Here is a 19112-nt window from a genome sequence, read left to right on the forward strand (position 1 = left end):
TTATTAAAACAATAAAGTTAAAATGGTTACAGCGATCACATTAGGCGTAAAAATATCAGTTGATACAAGCTACCAGGATGAACATTCCAACCCGGTTAACGGGCATTTTATGTTCGCTTATCGCATTACCATCGAGAATTTAACTGAGTATGCTGTTCAGCTTAAAAGAAGGCAATGGTTTATTTTTGATTCCAATGGTACACAAAGACAAGTAGAGGGAGAAGGTGTAGTAGGAGAGCAGCCTGTTATTGAACCTGGCGAAAGTCATGCTTACGTATCAGCTTGTAATTTGAATACAGATATGGGTAGCATGAAAGGAAATTACCTTATGCAACGCATTGCTGATCACAAAGATTTTATAGTTGATATACCGGAATTTGAACTGATTGTTCCTTACCGCTTAAATTAAGCTATTTAGCTCTTCCAAATAGAATAGAGGCATAGTAGAATAGGTTTGCCAGGGCACCTAATGCAGCAACTACATAAGTCATGGCTGCCCACCAAAGCGCATCCTTTGCTTGTGTGTGTTCTTCCGTAGTATACAATACTTCTTTATTATTTTTTAGCCATGCTAAAGCTCTTTTGCTGGCATCAAACTCTACAGGTAGGGTAATGATACTAAAAATAGTAATTAAGCTTAATCCAAGCACCCCTATACCCAATAAGAACGGATTAAAAGTAAAAGCAACGAGTAAAACACCAATAATCAATATCCATTGCAATAAGTTAGAGGTAATACTCACTACCGGAACCATATTCGTACGCAATTGCAACCAATGATAAGCTCTTGCATGCTGTACTGCATGTCCACATTCATGCGCAGCTACGGCAGCAGCTGCAACACTCCGTCCATAGTATACATCTGTACTTAAATTAACCGTTTTATTTTCAGGATTATAATGATCAGATAAAGCTTTATCTGTACTTACAACCTTCACGTCAAATATTCCATTATCATGCAACATCTTCTCTGCCACCTCACTTCCCGAAAAACCTGAATTTAACTGCATTTCGGCATATTTTGAAAATCTGTTTCTGAATCTCCACTGCACGAACATGCTAACCACCAGTATCGGAATAATCAAACCTAAATACGTTCCCATTTTATATCATGACTGTTTCCGCATAGTATTGAACAAAAAACGTTCCTATTTTATTTAAAACCAGTTTTAAATCGTTTTTAAGCAGATAATTAGCTTTTATTTACCAATTGAGGACTGTATTTAATTATTAATAAAAAATTAGCCTAACTACTCAAGTGTAGTTATTCAAATAAAATTAGTAGCAAATAATCAACATTTGATATTTACATAGATTTTAATCACTTTTGATAAAAATATTAGCATGGAAGCATTTTTAATCCCAATAATGATCATAATATTAGTACTACTGGTGGTGCTTTTTTTTAAAAAGCCAGCCAATAGTAACCAGCATCTGGCCTTACTCGAACTAAAGGAGCAGGAACATCAAAAAGCTTTAAACTGGCTCAGGGAGGAAAAGCAAAAACTGGATGATGAATTGAATGACCTTCGCTCAATTTTTATGGTAGAACGCGGTAAAGTGATCAAAGCAGAGCAAAACTTATTGGCCCAGCAACAAATGCAGGCTGAACAGGAAAAATATATTGCCGAACTGCAGCAACGTTTTAAACTGGAATTTGAAAATATAGCCAATAAAGTACTGGATGAAAAAACAGAGAAGTTTACAGCGCAAAATCGCGCAAACCTGGATGTGATTTTAAATCCACTAAAAGAAAATATCAAAGCATTCGAAGATAAAGTAGATAAAGTTTACAAGGCAGAATCTGATGAGCGGAATATACTAAAAGGAGTAATTTCCCAACTGATGGATCAAAGCAAGCAAATACAGGAAGATGCGAATAATCTCACCAAAGCACTTAAAGGCGATAATAAGAAGCAAGGAAACTGGGGAGAAGTAATTCTGGAGCGAGTTTTAGAACGCTCCGGTTTAATCAAGGATAGAGAGTACCGGATACAAACCAGTTTAAGCTCATTTGAGGGGGCCAGGATGCAACCGGATGTAATTATCGACCTTCCGGACGATAAACATATTGTAATCGATTCTAAGGTCTCTTTATTAGCTTATGAACGAGTAGTTACTGCGGATACTGATGAGCAAAGAGAAATAGAGCTTAAACAGCATTTGATTTCCATCAAATCACACATTCAGGGTTTATCTGCTAAAAACTATCAGGAACTTTATCAAATCAATTCGCCAGACTTTGTATTGCTATTTATTCCAATAGAATCCTCTTTTGGAATAGCAGTACAAAAAGACGCCGAACTATTTAATTATGCCTGGGATAAAAGGGTAGTTATTGTTAGTCCTTCAACCCTACTGGCAACCTTACGTACCATCGCCAGCATTTGGAAGCAGGAAAGACAGAACAGAAACGTATTGGAAATTGCCCGTTTAAGTGGCAATATGTATGATAAATTTGTTGGGTTCTTAGCGGATATGGAAGGTATAGGTCGAAATTTAAAGCTAACGCAAGATACTTATGATAAAGCACTTAACAAGTTATCCACAGGTTCAGGAAACCTTTCAAACACCTCGGAGAAGATCAAAAAATTAGGTGCCAAAGCAACAAAGCAGATTGACACCAAATTTTTAGATCATGATGATATTTTGGCAAACTAGCCTTTAAAAGCATTCCAGCCCTGTGCTTTCAATTCATGCACCACATTAGATTTGGAAATCATATTACATCCTGAGTTTTTCTCAGTGATGTGACCGATGATGCTAATGTCTACATCGTGTTTTAATTTCTCGTAATCAGCTTGTTTAATGGTAAATAGCAATTCATAATCTTCACCACCGTTTAAAGCACAAATCGTTGGATCAAGACCTAATTCTCTTGCAGTTTGATAGGTCATAGGATCGATAGGGAACTTTTCCTCGTACAAAGTAACCCCTTTATCAGATTGTCCGCAGATGTGTAAAATTTCTGAAGCCAGACCGTCCGAAACATCTATCATAGAAGTAGGGATAATATCCATCTGAGCCAGTAAATCAACAATATCTCTTCTGCCTTCAGGCTTCAACTGACGCTCAATGATGTAATCCTTTCCTTCAAGATCAGGCTGAATATTAGGGTTTTCCAAAAATATCTGCTTTTCTCTTTCCAGGATTTGTAAACCTACATAAGCACCACCTAAATCACCAGAAACACAAACTAAATCACCTTCTTGCGCACCATTTCTGTAACAAACAGTGCCCTTTTCTGCATGACCAATACTGGTTACACTGATCACTAAACCTTGTTTACTGGACGACGTATCGCCACCAATCAAATCAATATTAAACTTATCGCAAGCAAGCTGTATACCTTTATAGATTTCTTCTACAGCTTCAAGCGGAAATTTGCTCGATAACCCTATAGAAACCGTAATCTGCGTTGGCGTACCATTCATCGCATAAATATCGCTCAAGTTAACCTGCACCGCTTTGTAACCCAGGTGCATCATCGGTACATATGCCAAATCAAAATGAATACCTTCAAGCAATAAATCCGTAGAAATCAGGACTTCCTTGTTTTCAAAATTCAATACTGCAGCATCATCACCGATTCCCTTAATACTACTCTCATGCTGTACCTTAAAATTATCTGTCAGGTGCTTAATCAGTCCGAATTCACCCAATTCAGCGATATCCGTACGGTCTTTATTTTCAAACATTATCTTATTCTTTTACAGTTAATTAACATAGTTACTAACATTCACTATAGTCCTAATTTTGCTGAAATTTCCAGCATTCTTTCTATTGGTTTTCTGGCGGCTACAATAATATCAGCAGGCACAGAAACTTCCGGCAAACCATTTTTTAAGCACAAATATAATTTCTCAAGTGTGTTTCTTTTCATGTATGGGCAGTCATTACAGGCACAATTGTTATTTGGAGGTGCCGGAATGAAAGTTTTGAGTGGATTAGCTTTCTCCATTTGGTGAATGATTCCACTTTCTGTTGCTACAATGAATTCTCGTGCGTCGTTATTGATGGTATATTTCAATAATCCAGTAGTTGAACCAATATAATCAGCCATTTTTAACACCGCTTCCTCACATTCAGGGTGCGCAATGAACTTTGCATTCGGATGGCGCTCCTTTAATTTTGTAATTTTTTCTCTGGAAAATATCTCATGGACCATACAGGCACCATTCCACAGAACTAACTCTCTACCAGTCTTTTTAGCTACCCATGCACCTAAATTCTTGTCCGGGCCAAATATAATTTTTTGATCTTTCGGCAAGCTTTCTACAATTTGTACCGCATTTGTTGAGGTACAAACGATATCACTCATTGCCTTTAATTCGGCCGTACAGTTCACATACGTGATCACGAGGTGATCTGGATATTTTTCTTTAAATTTTTTGAATAAGTGCGGTGGGCAGCTATCTGCCAACGAACATCCTGCTTTTAAATCAGGTAACAATACCGTTTTTTCAGGAGAAAGAATTTTTGCTGTTTCGGCCATAAAATGAACTCCAGCGAATACAATTACATCAGCTTCCGTTTTAGCTGCTTCCTGAGAAAGACCTAAACTATCACCAATATAATCTGCAATATCCTGTATATCAGGTTCCTGATAATAGTGTGCAAGAATGATTGCATTTTTTTCCTTTTTTAATTTTTCAATTTCTTCAAAGAGATCTAGTGTTGGATCAATATGTTCCTCAATATATCCTTTTCTGTTTAATTCGGCTAAGGTGTCCATTTTGTCTTGTTAAGTTATTCAGTTTTTCAATGCGTACTGCAAGTTTTAATATACTTATCAACGTTCCTGTTTTCATTTGAGTGATTTGAAAACTGTTTTTAAGATTTTGTAAAGGTACGCAGTTTCAACAGTTCAATAAATTATAATTATTTTAATATAAATAGATTTCTATTGTTTATTAGTGTGTTGATAACGTTTATAAATATGTTTTTTTTGTTCTGTTATTTGAGTTATTAATAATTTACTAACATTTATATGACATTTTTATTCAAAATATCGGCTGATTTCCAGCGAGATATTTTTTGGACCATATTTTTATCAATAGGAATATGTTTATTGTTAGTTGTTGTTCAAAAAGTGGATAAACTCCTTGACTATGCTTAAAAATAACTCAAAATATTGTGGCAAATTCCCTTTTTAGCTTAGCTTTAAACATTCAAAAATATTTGTTCTGTTTATATAGACATGTAATTCACATTAATATCAACGTTGTTAACAATTGCGGGAAAATTGTGTATTTCTGAGGAATTTTTTCCAAAGCAGAACAGTTAATAGAGCTTATTTTGGCTTTATAATAAATTGAAAAACAATAGTATACGAATGAGAAAAGTAGATTTTTTGGTTATAGGATCGGGTATTGCCGGTTTAAGCTTTGCATTAAAGGCAGCGAAGCACGGGAAGGTATTAATTGTTACAAAATCAAACGAAGATGAGTCTAATACTAAATATGCCCAGGGTGGCGTAGCTGTAGTGGTAGATAAAGATGATTCTTTTGAAAAACATATAGAAGATACGTTGATTGCGGGAGATGGGCTGTGTGACAAGAAGATAGTAGAAATTGTTGTAAAGGAAGGACCTCAGAGAATTCAGGAAATCATCGATTACGGGATCAATTTTGATAAGGATAGGTCTGGTGTATACGATCTGGCAAAGGAGGGAGGGCACTCTGAACATCGTGTTTTACATTATAAAGACGTTACAGGATATGAGATTGAAAGTGTCTTATTAAAACAAATTCATCAGAATAAAAACATAGAGATATTAACACATTACTTCTGTTTGGAGTTAATTACTCAGCATCATTTAGGTGAGCATGTGGATAAAAGTTCCGAAGATATCAACTGTTATGGTATATATGCCTTTAATACAGAGCTTAACGATGTGGAAAAGATCTTAGCTAGTGTGACTATCATGGCCTCTGGTGGAGCCGGACATGTTTATTCCAGCACAACTAATCCTGTAATTGCTACAGGTGATGGTATGGCGATGGTTTATCGTGCTAAAGGTAAAGTGAGGAATATGGAGTTTATTCAGTTCCATCCAACCGCTTTATATAACCCTGGAGAGTATCCTGCATTTCTGATTTCCGAAGCTGTTCGTGGTTTTGGTGGTGTGTTGCGCAGGAAAAATGGCGATGAATTTATGTATGAATATGATAAACGTGGTTCATTGGCACCACGTGATATTGTAGCTCGTGCTATTGATGCAGAGATGAAAAAATCAGGCGAAGATTTTGTTTATCTGGATATAAGAAACCGTAAGAAATCTGATATTTTAGCACATTTTCCTAATATATATGCCAAATGTTTATCCATAGGTATTGATATGACTAAGGATCTTATACCGGTTACACCCGCTGCGCATTATATGTGCGGTGGGATTATGGTAGATGAATATGGCAGGTCGTCTATTAAAAATTTATATGCATGTGGAGAATGTTCCTCAACTGGCCTTCACGGTGCCAATAGACTAGCTTCTAACTCTTTATTGGAGGCGCCTGTATTTGCGCATAGGATATATGAAGATGCGATTAAAGTGTTTAAGAATAATGTGATTCCAGAGCATATTCCTGATTGGAATGCATTTGGTGTTACACAATCAAATGAAGATATTCTGGTTACACATAACCTTCGTGAAACACAGAAATTAATGAGTGATTATGTAGGTATTGTTCGTTCTGATTTTAGACTTGAGCGTGCTTTAAGACGTTTATTTTTACTTCATGAAGAGACAGAAGAGTTTTATAAAGCAAATAAAGTGTCTGTAAAACTATGTGAATTAAGGAATATTATTCAGGTGGCTTTCTTAGTTATTAAAGCAGCAATGGTCCGCAAAGAGAGTAGAGGATTGCACTATACTACAGATTATCCTAATCATTCTGAGCAATTAACAGATACAATTTTTTAAGTTATGCCAGTAATATTACCAGTTAAAGATAAAAACCCGGAATGGGGTAGTGATTGTTTTATAGCCCCAAATGCGACCATAGTTGGTGATGTTGTAATGGGGGATAGGTGTTCTGTGTGGTTTAATGCAGTAATAAGAGGTGATGTAAACAGCATTACGATTGGCAATGAGTCTAATATACAAGATGGTGCAGTGATCCATGCAACCTATTTAAAAGCTTCTACTACAATAGGAAACAGAGTTTCTGTAGGGCACAATGCCATCGTTCATGGCTGCATACTTAAAGATAATATTTTGGTCGGAATGGGGGCCATTATCATGGATAATGCCCTTGTTGAGGAGTATTGTATTATCGCTGCCGGTGCTGTGGTATTGGAAAATACACACTGTGAAAGCGGCTATATTTATGCTGGTACACCCGCTAAAAAAATAAAGCCCATTACTGAAGAGCAACGGGCTTTATTGAATAAATTGCCGGATAATTACATCATGTATTCCGACTGGTTTATGTAATTATTCCTTTGGAATAGTTACCGTCTCATTGCGTTCCCAGTTGGCTCTTATTGAAAGCTCTTTGGGTTCATTCCATATTTTTTCGGGCTGCTGGCCTAGTTTAACACTGCCAGTATCCCATTTACCATTTTTATTGGTATCGTAACTGATCCTTAACCAGTATTTTCCTGCTCTGTAATTGGCAAATTTTACCGTTGTATCTCTGGTTATTACCAGGGTATTTACTACACCTTTATTGCCATCCAATACCTCAAGTATATAACTTTTGTTAAGTTCAGGTGGAACAATTTTTACGATCAAAGTACCATAATCATCCTTGTTAGCCAATTCGAATGTTTTGATAAATTCTTTGTTTTTGCTATTAAAAATACCTGTTACAGCACCTGCCTGAAACTTAATTTCATATGTTTTTTTAGGTCTCCATGGGTACCTGAAATAATAGGATAGGAGGTCGGTACTGTCTTTAACAAAAGTAAACCCTGTGCGGGCTACGGAGTCTTCCAATAAACTGATCTTTGTCAGATCAGTACTTTCTATGGGGAAATTAAAGGTTAATTTAAGCGGCTTATTTGGGTTTAACATGCGATTATCTATGTTATCTGATTCGCTTATTACCCTGGTATAAGTTTCCTTTTTACCCCTTGTAAAAGTCACGCTTTGTAGTAGTTTTCCAGCTTCTTTTATGGCAATCTTAGTAGAATCAAAACTCAAATCTTTAAGCCATATCCTTAATGAGTCGTTGTTTTTACTAAATTTTATGATTTTTGTGGCATCCAACGCAGGAGGTTCTGTTACCGTAACTTCTGGTTTTTGCAGCTTCTGGTTAAAAGAAAAAGTAATGCTTCCATCTGTGTTTAAGCGTTTATCCAGTACTCTAAATGTGGTAGCATCCTCTTTAAAAATACTTAGATTAACGTTATCCATAACCTTATCTAAAACGATAGAATCCTTTAAAAAGCCTACTTCATCTGATGCTTGCTGATAAACTTTATCACCATTTTTTTCCTTTAGTGCATAAATCTTATAAGTGTCTTTTCTTAAGTTATTTAGCGAATAATTACCACTGCTATCGGTAGTTGTAAATATAGAAGGTTTACTTTTCCCAAAAATAGTATCTCTTTTTAAGGGAAGTATAAATACAAGTGCATCAAGCTCAGGCTCTCCCGTAACGGAATTGATTACTTTTCCTTTAATGCTTAATGAATCTAATTTTGGCCCTGTAGAGAAAACATAAGTAAAGTTTTTTACAACGTTTGATTCGTTTACGTCCGCTATCGCTTTACCAAAATTAAGGGTATAGGTTGTATTTTTTTCCAGGGTATCCTGAATACTTACCTCTAGTCTTTTACCCTTAGTTTTAAGTAATGGAGCTTTTGCCATTTCAGGGGATACCGTAAATTCCTTAGATTCATTTTGAATTTTGAAGTATTCATCAAATTCAAGTACAATTTTTGTCGCAGTGAAATTTACACTTAAATTTTTGGGTGTTATCTTCAAAATCTTCGGCGGCTCGGTATCTTTTGGTCCTCCCTGAGGCTGTTGCATGCTTGCACAAGCATAAAATAGAATGCTTATGAAAAAAAGCGCTATAAAATTCCTGAAGTTTTCTATAATTCGTTTTTTAGCCATTTATATGCGTTATATTTAATTTATATCTGTTTTTAACCAATATCATTACGAATTCTTAAAAGTGTCTTAAAACTCATCTAATGAGGTCAGTTTTTAATGTGTTTTTTTATTAGTTAATTATTTATAAATCAGTGATTTGTATCTTATTTGCTAATATGGACCATTAAAACTGATATATCAGATGGTGAAACACCAGAAATTCTTGATGCTTGTCCTAATGTACGTGGTTTTATCTTCAATAATTTCTCACGAGCCTCTTTTGATAAAGATACGAGTTGTGAATAATCGAAGTTAGGATTGATATCCTTATCTTCCATCTTCTGCATTTTGTTCACAATCTCCTGCTCTTTTTCAAAATAGCTTTCGTACTTGATTTTGATTTCAGCTTGCTCGATAGTTTCCTTATCAAATTGATTTAGCATTTCATTAAAAGCAGGGCTAACTTTTCTTACATCGTTTATGCCAATTTGTGGTCTGCCTAATAAGCTAACTATTTTTACATTTTGATTTAAAGCACTCGTTCCAAGTTCTTCAAGCATGGCATTTGCACTGCTCATTTCTATACCTTGTTTTTTAGCAAAAGCTACAATTGCATCGGAGTTTTCGACCTTCTTATTTACGATCTCCATACGCTCATCATTGATCAGTCCAAGTTTGTAGCCAATAGGAGAGAGTCTGATATCGGCATTATCCTGACGTAATAGTAAGCGATGTTCTGCTCTTGAAGTGAACATTCGATACGGCTCTTCGGTGCCTTTTGTTACCAGGTCATCTATCAAAACACCTATATAAGACTCAGATCTTTTCATGATTAACTCATGCTGGTCTGTTACCTTCTGGTGTGCATTGATTCCAGCTATAAAACCTTGACTAGCAGCCTCTTCGTATCCAGTTGTACCATTAATCTGGCCTGCAAAGAACAAATTGCTGATTAACTTGGTTTCGAGCGTTAAAGACAGCTGGGTAGGTGGAAAATAATCGTATTCTATCGCATATCCTGGTCTGAACATCTTTGCATTTTCGAAGCCTGGTATCTGTGTTAAAGCTCTGTATTGAACGTCTTCAGGTAGGGACGTAGAGAAGCCATTTACATAGATCTCACAAGTATTCCAGCCTTCTGGTTCAACGAATATCTGGTGCCTTTCGCGTTCAGCGAAGCGGTTTATTTTGTCTTCGATTGAAGGGCAGTACCTTGGTCCAAGTCCTTTAATACGACCAGTGAACATAGGTGATTTTTCAAATCCTTCTTTTAAGGTTTCGTGCACATTGGCATTAGTATAGGTAATCCAGCAGCAACGTTGTTCTGTTGGAAGTGCTACATTCGTGTAAGAAAAGCGACCTGGATTTTCATCTCCCCATTGTTCTTCCATTACGCTATAATTTAGCGAGCGTCCATCAACACGGGGTGGGGTACCAGTTTTCATTCTACCGGCTTCAAAGCCTAGTTCTGTAAGTTGTTCTGTTAACCCTGTTGCAGCTTTTTCACCTGTCCTTCCTCCGCCGAATTTCTTTTCACCGATATGGATAAGCCCGTTTAAAAAGGTACCATTGGTTAATACAACAGACTTGGCTTTTATCTCTACGCCGATAGAAGTTTTAACCCCTACCACTGTATTGTTTTTTATAATTAGGCTGCTTACCATATCTTGCCAGAAATCTACATTTGGTGTGCGCTCTAAAGCAAGACGCCATTCCTCTGCAAATCTCTTTCTGTCATTCTGTGCTCTTGGGCTCCACATGGCCGGACCTTTTGAAAGGTTAAGCATGCGGAATTGCAGGGTAGTCTTATCACTTATTATTCCTGAGTAGCCACCCATCGCATCTATTTCACGCACAATCTGACCTTTTGCAACACCGCCCATAGCTGGGTTGCAACTCATCTGTGCGATGGTTTCCATGTTCATTGTGATCAGTAGGACAGAGGACCCAAGGTTCGCTGCAGCGGCTGCAGCTTCACAACCTGCATGGCCTGCGCCTACGACGATTACATCATATTCTTTAAACATTTCGTCTTGTTATTAGTTATTGTTTCACGTGGAACGTATGGAGCTTATATTCGATTTTTTCGGAAGGGTTCCACGTGAAACATTTGTTTTTTTAATTTATTTTATTGTTTTATTTAAGGTAATTATGCTTTGTTTTATATTGAAATCAAAGATTGGATCTGGTAGGGATTGTTCTTATTAGTCTTTAAAACTGAATAACATCATTTCGTTTTCTTGCTTCCTGATCGTCCTTTTTATAAACGGTACATCACCCTAAATAGTCTTTATTGTTCAGAAAGCGTTAACCAACGTTCTGTTATTACTTCTAGTTCGTTGTTTAATTTTTCTATTGATTGCGTTGTTGTTTGAAGTTCTAAATAATTTGCGCTGTCAATATGAGAAAGTGATAAAGTTAAATCTGCGATCTCTTTCTCAACCTCAGCGATCCTTACTTCTAATTCTTCCAATTCGCGTTGCTCTTTATAACTCAATTTTTTTACAGCAGGAGCAGGGCTAGATACTTCAATAGTTTCTTTCTGTTTTGGCTCTACCTTTTCTTTTGGTGTATCTAAGCTTATTCTGTACTCAGAATAGTTACCATTGTAAATTGCTACCTCTCCATTGCCTTCCATGATGAATAATTGCTCACTCATTTTGTCTAACAAATACCTGTCGTGAGAAACCAAAATTAAAACGCCTGGGAAGTTTTCAAGGAATTCTTCCAGTACATTTAAGGTGTCAATATCCAAATCATTCGTTGGCTCATCCAGAATTAGAAAGTTTGGATTCTGCATCAAGACCTTCATCAGGTGTAAACGTTTCTTTTCCCCACCGCTTAATTTCTCCACCATTCCATGTTGCTTCTTAGGAGGGAACAAGAACAAGGTTAAAAGTTGCGATGCGGAAATGGTTTGACCATCGGCCATTTTGATATATTCGGCGTCCGACTTTACAATATCAATTACACGCTCTTTTTCATTGAAGGCTAAACCTCCTTGCTTGTAATATCCATAGACCGTAGTTTCGCCGGTGTTTACCTTTCCTTTCTCAGGCTTTAAAAAACCTGTAATGATATTTAGTAGGGTAGACTTACCCGTTCCGTTTTTACCAGCTAAACCAATTCGGTCTGCACGTTTAAACGTATAACTAAAATCATTGATGATATTTTTGCCATCAAACGACTGACCGATATGATCCAGTTCAAGTATTTTATTCCCTTGTCTGGACATTTTCACGTTTAAAGTGACTTTTTGATTGTCGGATCTTTGTTTGGTTTTGCTTTCTAAGTCATAGAAAGAGTCTATCCTGGATTGAGATTTTGTAGTACGTGCCGCAGGCATTCTTCTCATCCATTCTAACTCCTTTTTCAAAAGATTTTTGTTCTTCTGAAATGTACTTTCATCAGCTGCTTCTCTTTCTGATTTCTTTTCAAGGAAGTAAGCATAGTTTCCATTGTAGTTGTAGATTTTGCCTCTATCGAGTTCTACAATCGTATTACATACATTATCCAGGAAATAACGATCATGGGTAACCAACAGTAAAGTTTTGTTTCCTGTGGTCAGCAATTTCTCTAACCATTCAATGGTATCAATATCCAGGTGGTTGGTAGGCTCATCCAATACATAAATCTCAGGATCTTCAATTAACAGTTTGGCTAATGCCAGACGTTTCTTCTGTCCACCTGATAGGGTAGAGATCTTTTGTTGCAAATGGTTTATGCCCATTCTGCTCAGGATGGTTTTTATTTCGTGTTCATACTCCCAGGCGTTATGTTCGCTCAGTTCTTCATACAAACGGTTTAATTTCTTTTCATCCGGATTGGGATCCTCAATCAGTTCCTCGTATTCCTTAATCAGCTGTTGTTGTTTATTTTCAAGTGAAAATATAAAGTCGCTGATAGAGTAACCATCTGGAAATGAGGGTTCTTGGTCTAAAAATCCTATTTTAGTGGATTTATTCTTCACTATTTTTCCTTCCAAAGGAGAGAACCTTTCGGCAAGAAGTTTTAGCAAGGTGCTTTTTCCGGCACCATTAATCCCCACCAACGCTACGCGTTGCCCCGTCTGGATGCCCAGGGTTAAATTTTTAAATAGCCATTCGTCGTGGTAAGCATGGCCTAAGTTTTCGGCTGCAATAAGTGTGCTCAAAGTCTGTGTTTAACGATATTATAGATAAGAAATTACTACAAAAGTAAGCAATAATTATTTGGTATGTAGCTGGCGCTTTTGAATGTACAGAGCAAAAGTGTTAAAATAATCTAATAAAATTTTACCGGACAAATAGCTAGCGAATATTAGGTGTTCAGCTATACTGTTTTTTCGGTGCCTGGGTAGCCTCTGATTCATCACCGATTAGCTACTGATCAGCGTTCGGGTTAGCCCATATCTAAACAGGGTGTAAACGGGGTCTAAACAGGGTGCAAACAGGGTCGTTGATATAGTTCTCATATGGTTTAAACCGAGGTATAAACGGGAGATAAATTTGTATGTATCGAACACTGATTGATCTCTTCTTTACTGCTGATCAAGAGAAGTTAAAAACGAAACAAATCACTGGGCTGGGAACTATAGGTTTAAAGCGATTTTTAAATTAGGCTGACAAAAGGCAGGGATTCCCTTTTCGGTAAATTGGTTTGATGATTTGAACACTCGGAAATTCACGGCAGATCTAATGTAACAAAAATGTTGCATTGTTAAAGCGTTTAAATTTTGCTGACTGTTTTTGGAGGTAATTTGGACTGAAAAACGACCTCGTTAGCGCGCTTTAGAGCAATAAAAAGACCTCAGTCCAATACATTAATCATAAAGATATGAAAACCTGTTAAAACGGCTAAAAACAGTGTAAATGAGTTGTGTTGTATTTTCTCGAAAAATGCGTTTTAACGGTGTTCAAAATCATGAAGAAGTCTGCAATTTTCATTGGTTATTTTCTCCAGGAGTGTTATATTTTGCCGCAGAGCTTTTCATTCAGGTCGCTAAGGGAAGAAAAAAATTGAATAGTAGGTGAGGCTGCTGAATTTTGGGTCAGCATTCGGATGCCCATTTTTGATTAACAAAAATCAGGAGTTAAATTTTATGCGTTAACCAGAAGTGAAAGGTAATGATCTTCCTTTTCAGTCATCTTCGACTTTTCTGCTTTAGTTTTATCTAAATAGCCCAGTAGATGAAGCGTTCCGTGGATCATGACACGGCAGAGCTCATTAGCCGTTGATACTTTAATTTGCTTTGCGTTTTCCTGTACACGCTCTATGCTGATAAATATATCACCCACAATCGTTTTAGGCTCCTCAGAGTTATCAAAAGTAATCACATCGGTATAAGTGTCATGATTAAGGTAATCCAGGTTCATACGCAGTAAATACTCGTCAGAGCAAAGGATGAAATTTAATTCCTGCAACACATAGCCTTCTGCCGCAATAACAGATTTGATCCAATCTTTAATGATGGTTTTCTTTTTAAGGGTGTAGGTGGTGTCTTCAGTAAAAAAATGAATGCTCGCTTTGCTCATCTGATGGTAATTATTGCCCCGAATTTAGCAATTTAAAATATTCTGCAATTTTATTTTTGTAATAATGGTTCAGATTTGGCGGTAACTTCTGCAGCCATTCTGTTTCATTTTTCTCTGTTGTCTTAAATTTTTCCAGCATTTTCTGGTAAGAAGGAGGCAGATCTTTTCCACTTTTACTTTCCCTTTTACTGTCCTGGTCCTGCTCGCGTTGTGCGTTTTCTGCATCCAGGAGCTTTGTGAGCAGCTCTTTCTGACGCTTCATGGTTTCCTGTTCCAACCGTTTATTTACCAGTTCTGATTCGGTGGCTTTCATATCCTCGATCATTTGGTTGAGGTTGCCTAATCCACCCTTCCCGTCTTTATTGTCTTCTCTGTTTATTTTTTGCAGCGCCTCCCTGATCATCTGTTGCTGCTGGGCCATTTTGGCAAATTCTTCACTCATTGTACCCTTAGGTGCCGCTCCTTTATTGCCATTTTTTTGCATCTGATCACGGGCCCTTTGCATATTGTTGTTCAGTTGCTGCTGCATTTGCTGCAACTGTTTCATGCTCTGTTTCTGTTTACCTTTTCCTCCGCCCTTGCTATTTTTCATCATGTTTTGCAATTGATCCAAAGCCTCATTCAGCATTAAAGAAAGATTGTTTACCGAGGTCATGGTGTATTGCTGGTTTTTACTGGCAGCAGCGGTATTTCTTTCGCCAAGGTTTTCCAGACTCTTATTGATGTTAAAGTTGATCTTCTGCATCTCTTCATTTACCGCAGATTCAATCTGTGGAACCCTTTTACTTAATGAAAACAAGCTGTCGGCAATGGTTTTCATGTTGTCTTTTATTTCACGCTGCTTTTGCACGTTGCTGGTATACTGCGGATCATTACTGTTTAGACGTCGCAGATTAAGCATTACCTTCTCCTGATCAAAAGAGGTTTTGAGCAGGTTTTCCAGTAGCTGGCGTAATTCCTGGGCATTTAAGTTGTTTTCCATTTCAGCAGATTCCTGCTGCATTTCGTTTAGTTTTTTAGCTTGCTGCTCCATTTGCTCTGCCGCTTTTTGCTGACTATCGGAAGCTTTTTTTCGGTCATTTTTATTGAGTTGCTCTTCGCTGTTTTTTTGTTGCTGCTCAATGTCCTTCATTTCTTTCTCCGGCGTTTGAAAAGCGTTTGGATGCTCCAGTTCCTGATTCTTTTCATCCAGATTTTTTAATTCTTTTTTCAATTCATCGAAATCTTTCGACAGTTCCTTTTGTTTGTTTTTTAAATCGTTAACAGGGGCATCCTTATTCAGGGTTTGTTTCGATAGTTCCTTTTGGTCCTTGGCAAGCTCATTTAAACGATCGATATTGTTCTGCAGTTTCTGTTCAAATTCCAATTGCTTGTAGAGTTCTAAAATGCGGTCAAGTTCGTTTTTAAGCGATTTATTATCCATCTGCATTTTCGATAGTTCATTTTGAGTCTGGTCTTTATTGTTCTGATCCATCAGGCTCTGTAGTTTCTCCAGCAAGGCCTTTGTTTTTTCGTCCAGTACATGGTTAAAAAGATCATCTATTTGCTTTTGTTTAGCTGCCAGTTCTTCTTTAAGCATGTTGTTTTCTTCTTTTTGAAGCGTATTCTTTTTATTCAGGTCGTTGATCTCTTTAACAGCCTGTTCCAGTTGTTTTTGTTTTTCCAGGAGCTGCTCAATCTGTTTTTTATCGTCAAATGAAATCTGCTTTTTATCCAGCAAGGTCTCGCCCAGTTTCTTGCTGTCTTTTTCTACCTGTCCGGCCAGTTTAATGGCTTTCTCCATTTTTTGCTTCAGGGCCTGACTGCTTTCATTTATTTTTTCAGCCACCTGTTGTGACGAAGGTATGGCATATACTTTAAGTTCAGACTTAGTCGTTTTTGGTCCGTTTACGCCGTCATTATCCGCGATTTCGAAATAGTACTCCAGCGTTTGTCCAGGTTTTATAAGCGGCTCGTTCAGGTCCCAGAAGTAAAAGAATGAACCTTCCAGCTGTCCTTTTTTGATTGGGATATTCCTGCTTACTGTAGTCTTGATCTGGTCCCTTTCTTTGATATGGTATTTGAATTTAAGGGAGCTAAACCCATGATCATCGGTTACTTTTCCGGAAAAATACAGGGCTTTACTGCTTAAGGAGTCGGGCGCTTCAGTTACTGCAATACCGGGGAACTCATCTTTTATCACAGTGATCTGATGACTTAGTGAATCCTTGCTACTGATGAAGTTATTTTTAGGCACGACACTGTAACTGGAATTTTCGCGAATGGTGCTGCTATAGGTGAAGCTATTGTTTAAAGCGGATAATACCTGCTGCTTATTGCCGATGGCGAAGGTAAGTTTGTCGCTGTTTATGGTTTCTAGTAGCCAGGTTACATGGGTGCCCTCCGGTAATAAGAGATCGCCCGCATTTTTAATGGTTTCTTCCCTGTTATTTAAATACGCAGGATAGCGTAGGGTCGCTGTTACGTTGATTACAGAAGGGCGTGGCTTTACATCAATCACGTAAGCCATAGAATTAAAACCACCTGCAGAGAACGTCATTTCCTGGCTCTTTTGGAGGTTTTTAAAAGTATAGCTAAACCGGGTATTGCTTTCTTTTTCGAGTTTATAAGTGTTGGTGCCATCAGAAACATAGACCTCCTGAGGAATTTCATTCCCTGTAAGTTTCAGCTTAATGGGAAGATCATCGCCCTGCGCTACGACAAGCCTGGTGCTGAGTAGCTGAAATTCGAATGGAGCTTTGGGTAATATTTGTTTGTTGTAGTGTACAAAACTGTTCGTTCCTTCTCTTAAAATGGCTGGGGAGATGATGGCAATGAGTAGAATAATACTAGCCGGAGCAACAAAATATTTGATGTATTTTTTGTTTTCTCCGAGTTTAATTGCACTCGAAAAAGGAATGGGGCTTAGTTCTGCGATTTTCTGATCTATCCCGGCCATTATCAACTGACTGTTCGCGGGTGATTCATCAGCCATTGTCTTAAGTTGAAGGGTATTGAGTAATTTGTCTTTAACGCTAAAAAAATGATCGCCAATGATTGCCGAAGCCTGCTCTGTACTTAAATTCCTGGCTAGCCTGAAGTAGGCTAAAGCCGGTTTAATGACCAGTATCGATAGCGCTGAAAGGGCGACCAGCAGATAGCCAAAAAAAAGTAGAGTTTTGGTCGTGGTGCCCGGGTGGGTGTAATAGATCAGAACAAACAAAAATAGATATAAAGCTAGTAGCAAAGTAGCGGCATAGATGCTACCGCGCAAAAGTTTGTTGAGGTAAAACTTTCGTGTAAACTCATTAATCTTGAAAATTAAAAGATCATAATTACTTTTCATTTGCTGGTTGATCAAAAAAATCAGGGCAGTTTTTTATAAAAATAGAGATATTAATATTGGTTTTATTTAAGTAGTCACAATTAATTAACTTTAAGAAGGCGGAGATATTATTTTTTAAATGATATTTTAGTAAAAAAAAACACAAAAATGAAACATTCATCTTTAATCATTATCCTTATGGTCACGACATTAGGTGGCGTATTTGCGCAAAAGAAAGTCATTAAAACATGGAATAAAAATGTTGTGATAGCACATCGAGGTGCATGGAAAACAAATCAGCTTCCAGAGAATTCTATTGCATCGTTAAAAGAGGCGATACGAATTGGCTGCCATGGTTCGGAATTTGATGTCCACATGACTAAAGATAATGTGCTTGTGGTAAACCATGACGCTGATTACCAGGGTCTGCATATTGAACAATCCACTTATGCAGAACTCCTTCAAAAAAAATTAAGTAATGGGGAGTCCATCCCAACTGCAGAAGCTTATATCAAAGAAGGGATCAAGCAAAAAGCCACACGTCTGGTTTTCGAGATCAAGCCGACTAAGAAAGGAAGAGCTGGAGATATCGCCATTGCGGAAGCCTGTGTTAATCTGGTAAAAAAGCTGAAAGCAGAAACCTGGGTGGATTACATTAGCTTTAGCTGGGATGTAATGCAGAAACTGGCCGAAATTGCACCACAAGCTCACATTGCGTATCTGAAAGGCGAAAAGTCTCTAGAAGAGCTTAAAGCAGCAAAAATGAGCGGAGCAGATTATCAGTATGGCGTTTACCAAAAAGGTGAATGGTTTGCCAAGGCAAAAGAGCTGGGGCTGACTATTAACGCCTGGACCGTAAATACAGCGCCTGAAATGAATTGGTTGTTAGACAATAAAGTAGAGTTCATCACTACTAATGAGCCGGAAATGCTGCTGGAACTAATCAAGAACAGAAAATAATCCCTAGAAACGGGTTATAAAGCCCTTTAAAACAAAAAAGCATCGCGGGTTATCCGCGATGCTGTACAATTTATGTTTTTAATAATCTAGATTACTTTAACATTAATCGCATTCAACCCTTTTTTGCCGCTTTCTACGTCGTACTCAACTTTATCGTTTTCACGAATTTCGTCGATAAGGCCTGTTGAATGTACAAAGATTTCGCTATCTCCGTTTGCAGGGATAATAAATCCGAAACCTTTAGTTACATTAAAAAATTTTACTGTTCCTTCTTGCATTGTATTATTTATTA

The 19112-nt window shown here is 37.4% G+C and carries 14 protein-coding genes; 5 read left to right on the forward strand and 9 right to left on the reverse strand.

Annotated features, from left to right (window positions below):
* The first annotated feature begins 22 nt into the window (after positions 1 to 22).
* Positions 23 to 409, forward strand: coding sequence for a Co2+/Mg2+ efflux protein ApaG (gene apaG / locus B9A18_RS07525; RefSeq protein WP_084288624.1), 387 nt, complete (start codon positions 23 to 25; stop codon positions 407 to 409).
* Between the two features lies 1 nt (position 410).
* Here the strand turns inward: apaG and B9A18_RS07530 are convergent, their stop codons facing one another.
* Positions 411 to 1103 carry a zinc metallopeptidase gene (locus B9A18_RS07530; RefSeq protein WP_084288625.1) on the reverse strand — a complete coding sequence of 231 codons (693 nt, stop codon included), beginning with the start codon at positions 1101 to 1103 and terminating at the stop codon, positions 411 to 413.
* A 265-nt stretch (positions 1104 to 1368) separates the two neighbouring features.
* Between B9A18_RS07530 and B9A18_RS07535 the strand changes: the two genes are divergently transcribed.
* Positions 1369 to 2661 carry a DNA recombination protein RmuC gene (locus B9A18_RS07535; protein WP_394335617.1) on the forward strand — a complete coding sequence of 431 codons (1293 nt, stop codon included), beginning with the start codon at positions 1369 to 1371 and terminating at the stop codon, positions 2659 to 2661.
* Here the strand turns inward: B9A18_RS07535 and thiL are convergent.
* Both thiL and nadA read right to left on the reverse strand, forming a co-directional pair.
* Entirely contained in the window at positions 2658 to 3698 is a 1041-nt protein-coding gene (gene thiL / locus B9A18_RS07540) for a thiamine-phosphate kinase (RefSeq protein ID WP_084288627.1), read from the reverse strand. The two genes, B9A18_RS07535 and thiL, sit on opposite strands and share 4 nt — an antisense overlap.
* A 44-nt stretch (positions 3699 to 3742) precedes the next feature.
* A complete protein-coding gene (nadA, locus tag B9A18_RS07545; protein ID WP_084288628.1) occupies positions 3743 to 4735 on the reverse strand; it encodes a quinolinate synthase NadA in 993 nt (330 codons plus the stop codon).
* Between the two features lie 600 nt (positions 4736 to 5335).
* On the opposite strand from nadA, the gene nadB reads away from it, so the two are divergent.
* Together nadB and B9A18_RS07555 are read left to right on the forward strand one after the other, a co-directional pair.
* A complete protein-coding gene (gene nadB, locus B9A18_RS07550) occupies positions 5336 to 6922 on the forward strand; it encodes an L-aspartate oxidase (protein ID WP_084288629.1) in 1587 nt (528 codons plus the stop codon).
* Positions 6923 to 6925: 3 nt separating this feature from the next.
* Positions 6926 to 7435 (forward strand): gamma carbonic anhydrase family protein, encoded by a 510-nt coding sequence (locus B9A18_RS07555; protein ID WP_084288630.1) that lies wholly within the window; start codon positions 6926 to 6928, stop codon positions 7433 to 7435.
* On the opposite strand, the gene B9A18_RS07560 is transcribed toward B9A18_RS07555, so the two are convergent.
* The 5 genes from B9A18_RS07560 to B9A18_RS07580 all read right to left on the reverse strand — a co-directional run bounded on the left by B9A18_RS07560 (position 7436) and on the right by B9A18_RS07580 (position 17881).
* Entirely contained in the window at positions 7436 to 9064 is a 1629-nt protein-coding gene (locus B9A18_RS07560; protein ID WP_084288631.1) for an Ig-like domain-containing protein, read from the reverse strand. It abuts the gene before it with no gap.
* Between the two features lie 143 nt (positions 9065 to 9207).
* The gene (gene mnmG / locus B9A18_RS07565; protein WP_084288632.1) at positions 9208 to 11070 is read right to left on the reverse strand and encodes a tRNA uridine-5-carboxymethylaminomethyl(34) synthesis enzyme MnmG; all 1863 of its coding nucleotides are present in this window, start codon (positions 11068 to 11070) and stop codon (positions 9208 to 9210) included.
* 263 nt (positions 11071 to 11333) lie between these two features.
* Positions 11334 to 13196, reverse strand: coding sequence for an ABC-F family ATP-binding cassette domain-containing protein (locus tag B9A18_RS07570; protein ID WP_084288633.1), 1863 nt, complete (start codon positions 13194 to 13196; stop codon positions 11334 to 11336).
* Positions 13197 to 14121: 925 nt separating this feature from the next.
* Entirely contained in the window at positions 14122 to 14556 is a 435-nt protein-coding gene (gene ybeY / locus B9A18_RS07575) for an rRNA maturation RNase YbeY (RefSeq protein ID WP_084288634.1), read from the reverse strand.
* A 10-nt stretch (positions 14557 to 14566) separates the two neighbouring features.
* Positions 14567 to 17881, reverse strand: coding sequence for a DUF4175 family protein (locus B9A18_RS07580; RefSeq protein WP_084288635.1), 3315 nt, complete (start codon positions 17879 to 17881; stop codon positions 14567 to 14569).
* Positions 17882 to 18028: 147 nt separating this feature from the next.
* Between B9A18_RS07580 and B9A18_RS07585 the strand changes: the two genes are divergently transcribed.
* Positions 18029 to 18820: a glycerophosphodiester phosphodiesterase gene (locus B9A18_RS07585; protein WP_084288636.1), complete on the forward strand. Its 792-nt coding sequence runs from the start codon at positions 18029 to 18031 to the stop codon at positions 18818 to 18820.
* 86 nt (positions 18821 to 18906) lie between these two features.
* Here B9A18_RS07585 and B9A18_RS07590 read toward each other — a convergent pair whose 3' ends face one another.
* Positions 18907 to 19098, reverse strand: a complete 192-nt coding sequence (locus B9A18_RS07590) for a cold-shock protein (RefSeq protein ID WP_008241764.1) — start codon at positions 19096 to 19098, stop codon at positions 18907 to 18909.
* Positions 19099 to 19112: the final 14 nt, after the last annotated feature.

Source organism: Pedobacter nyackensis (assembly GCF_900176505.1).
In the GTDB taxonomy this organism is placed as follows: Bacteria; Bacteroidota; Bacteroidia; order Sphingobacteriales; family Sphingobacteriaceae; genus Pedobacter; species Pedobacter nyackensis.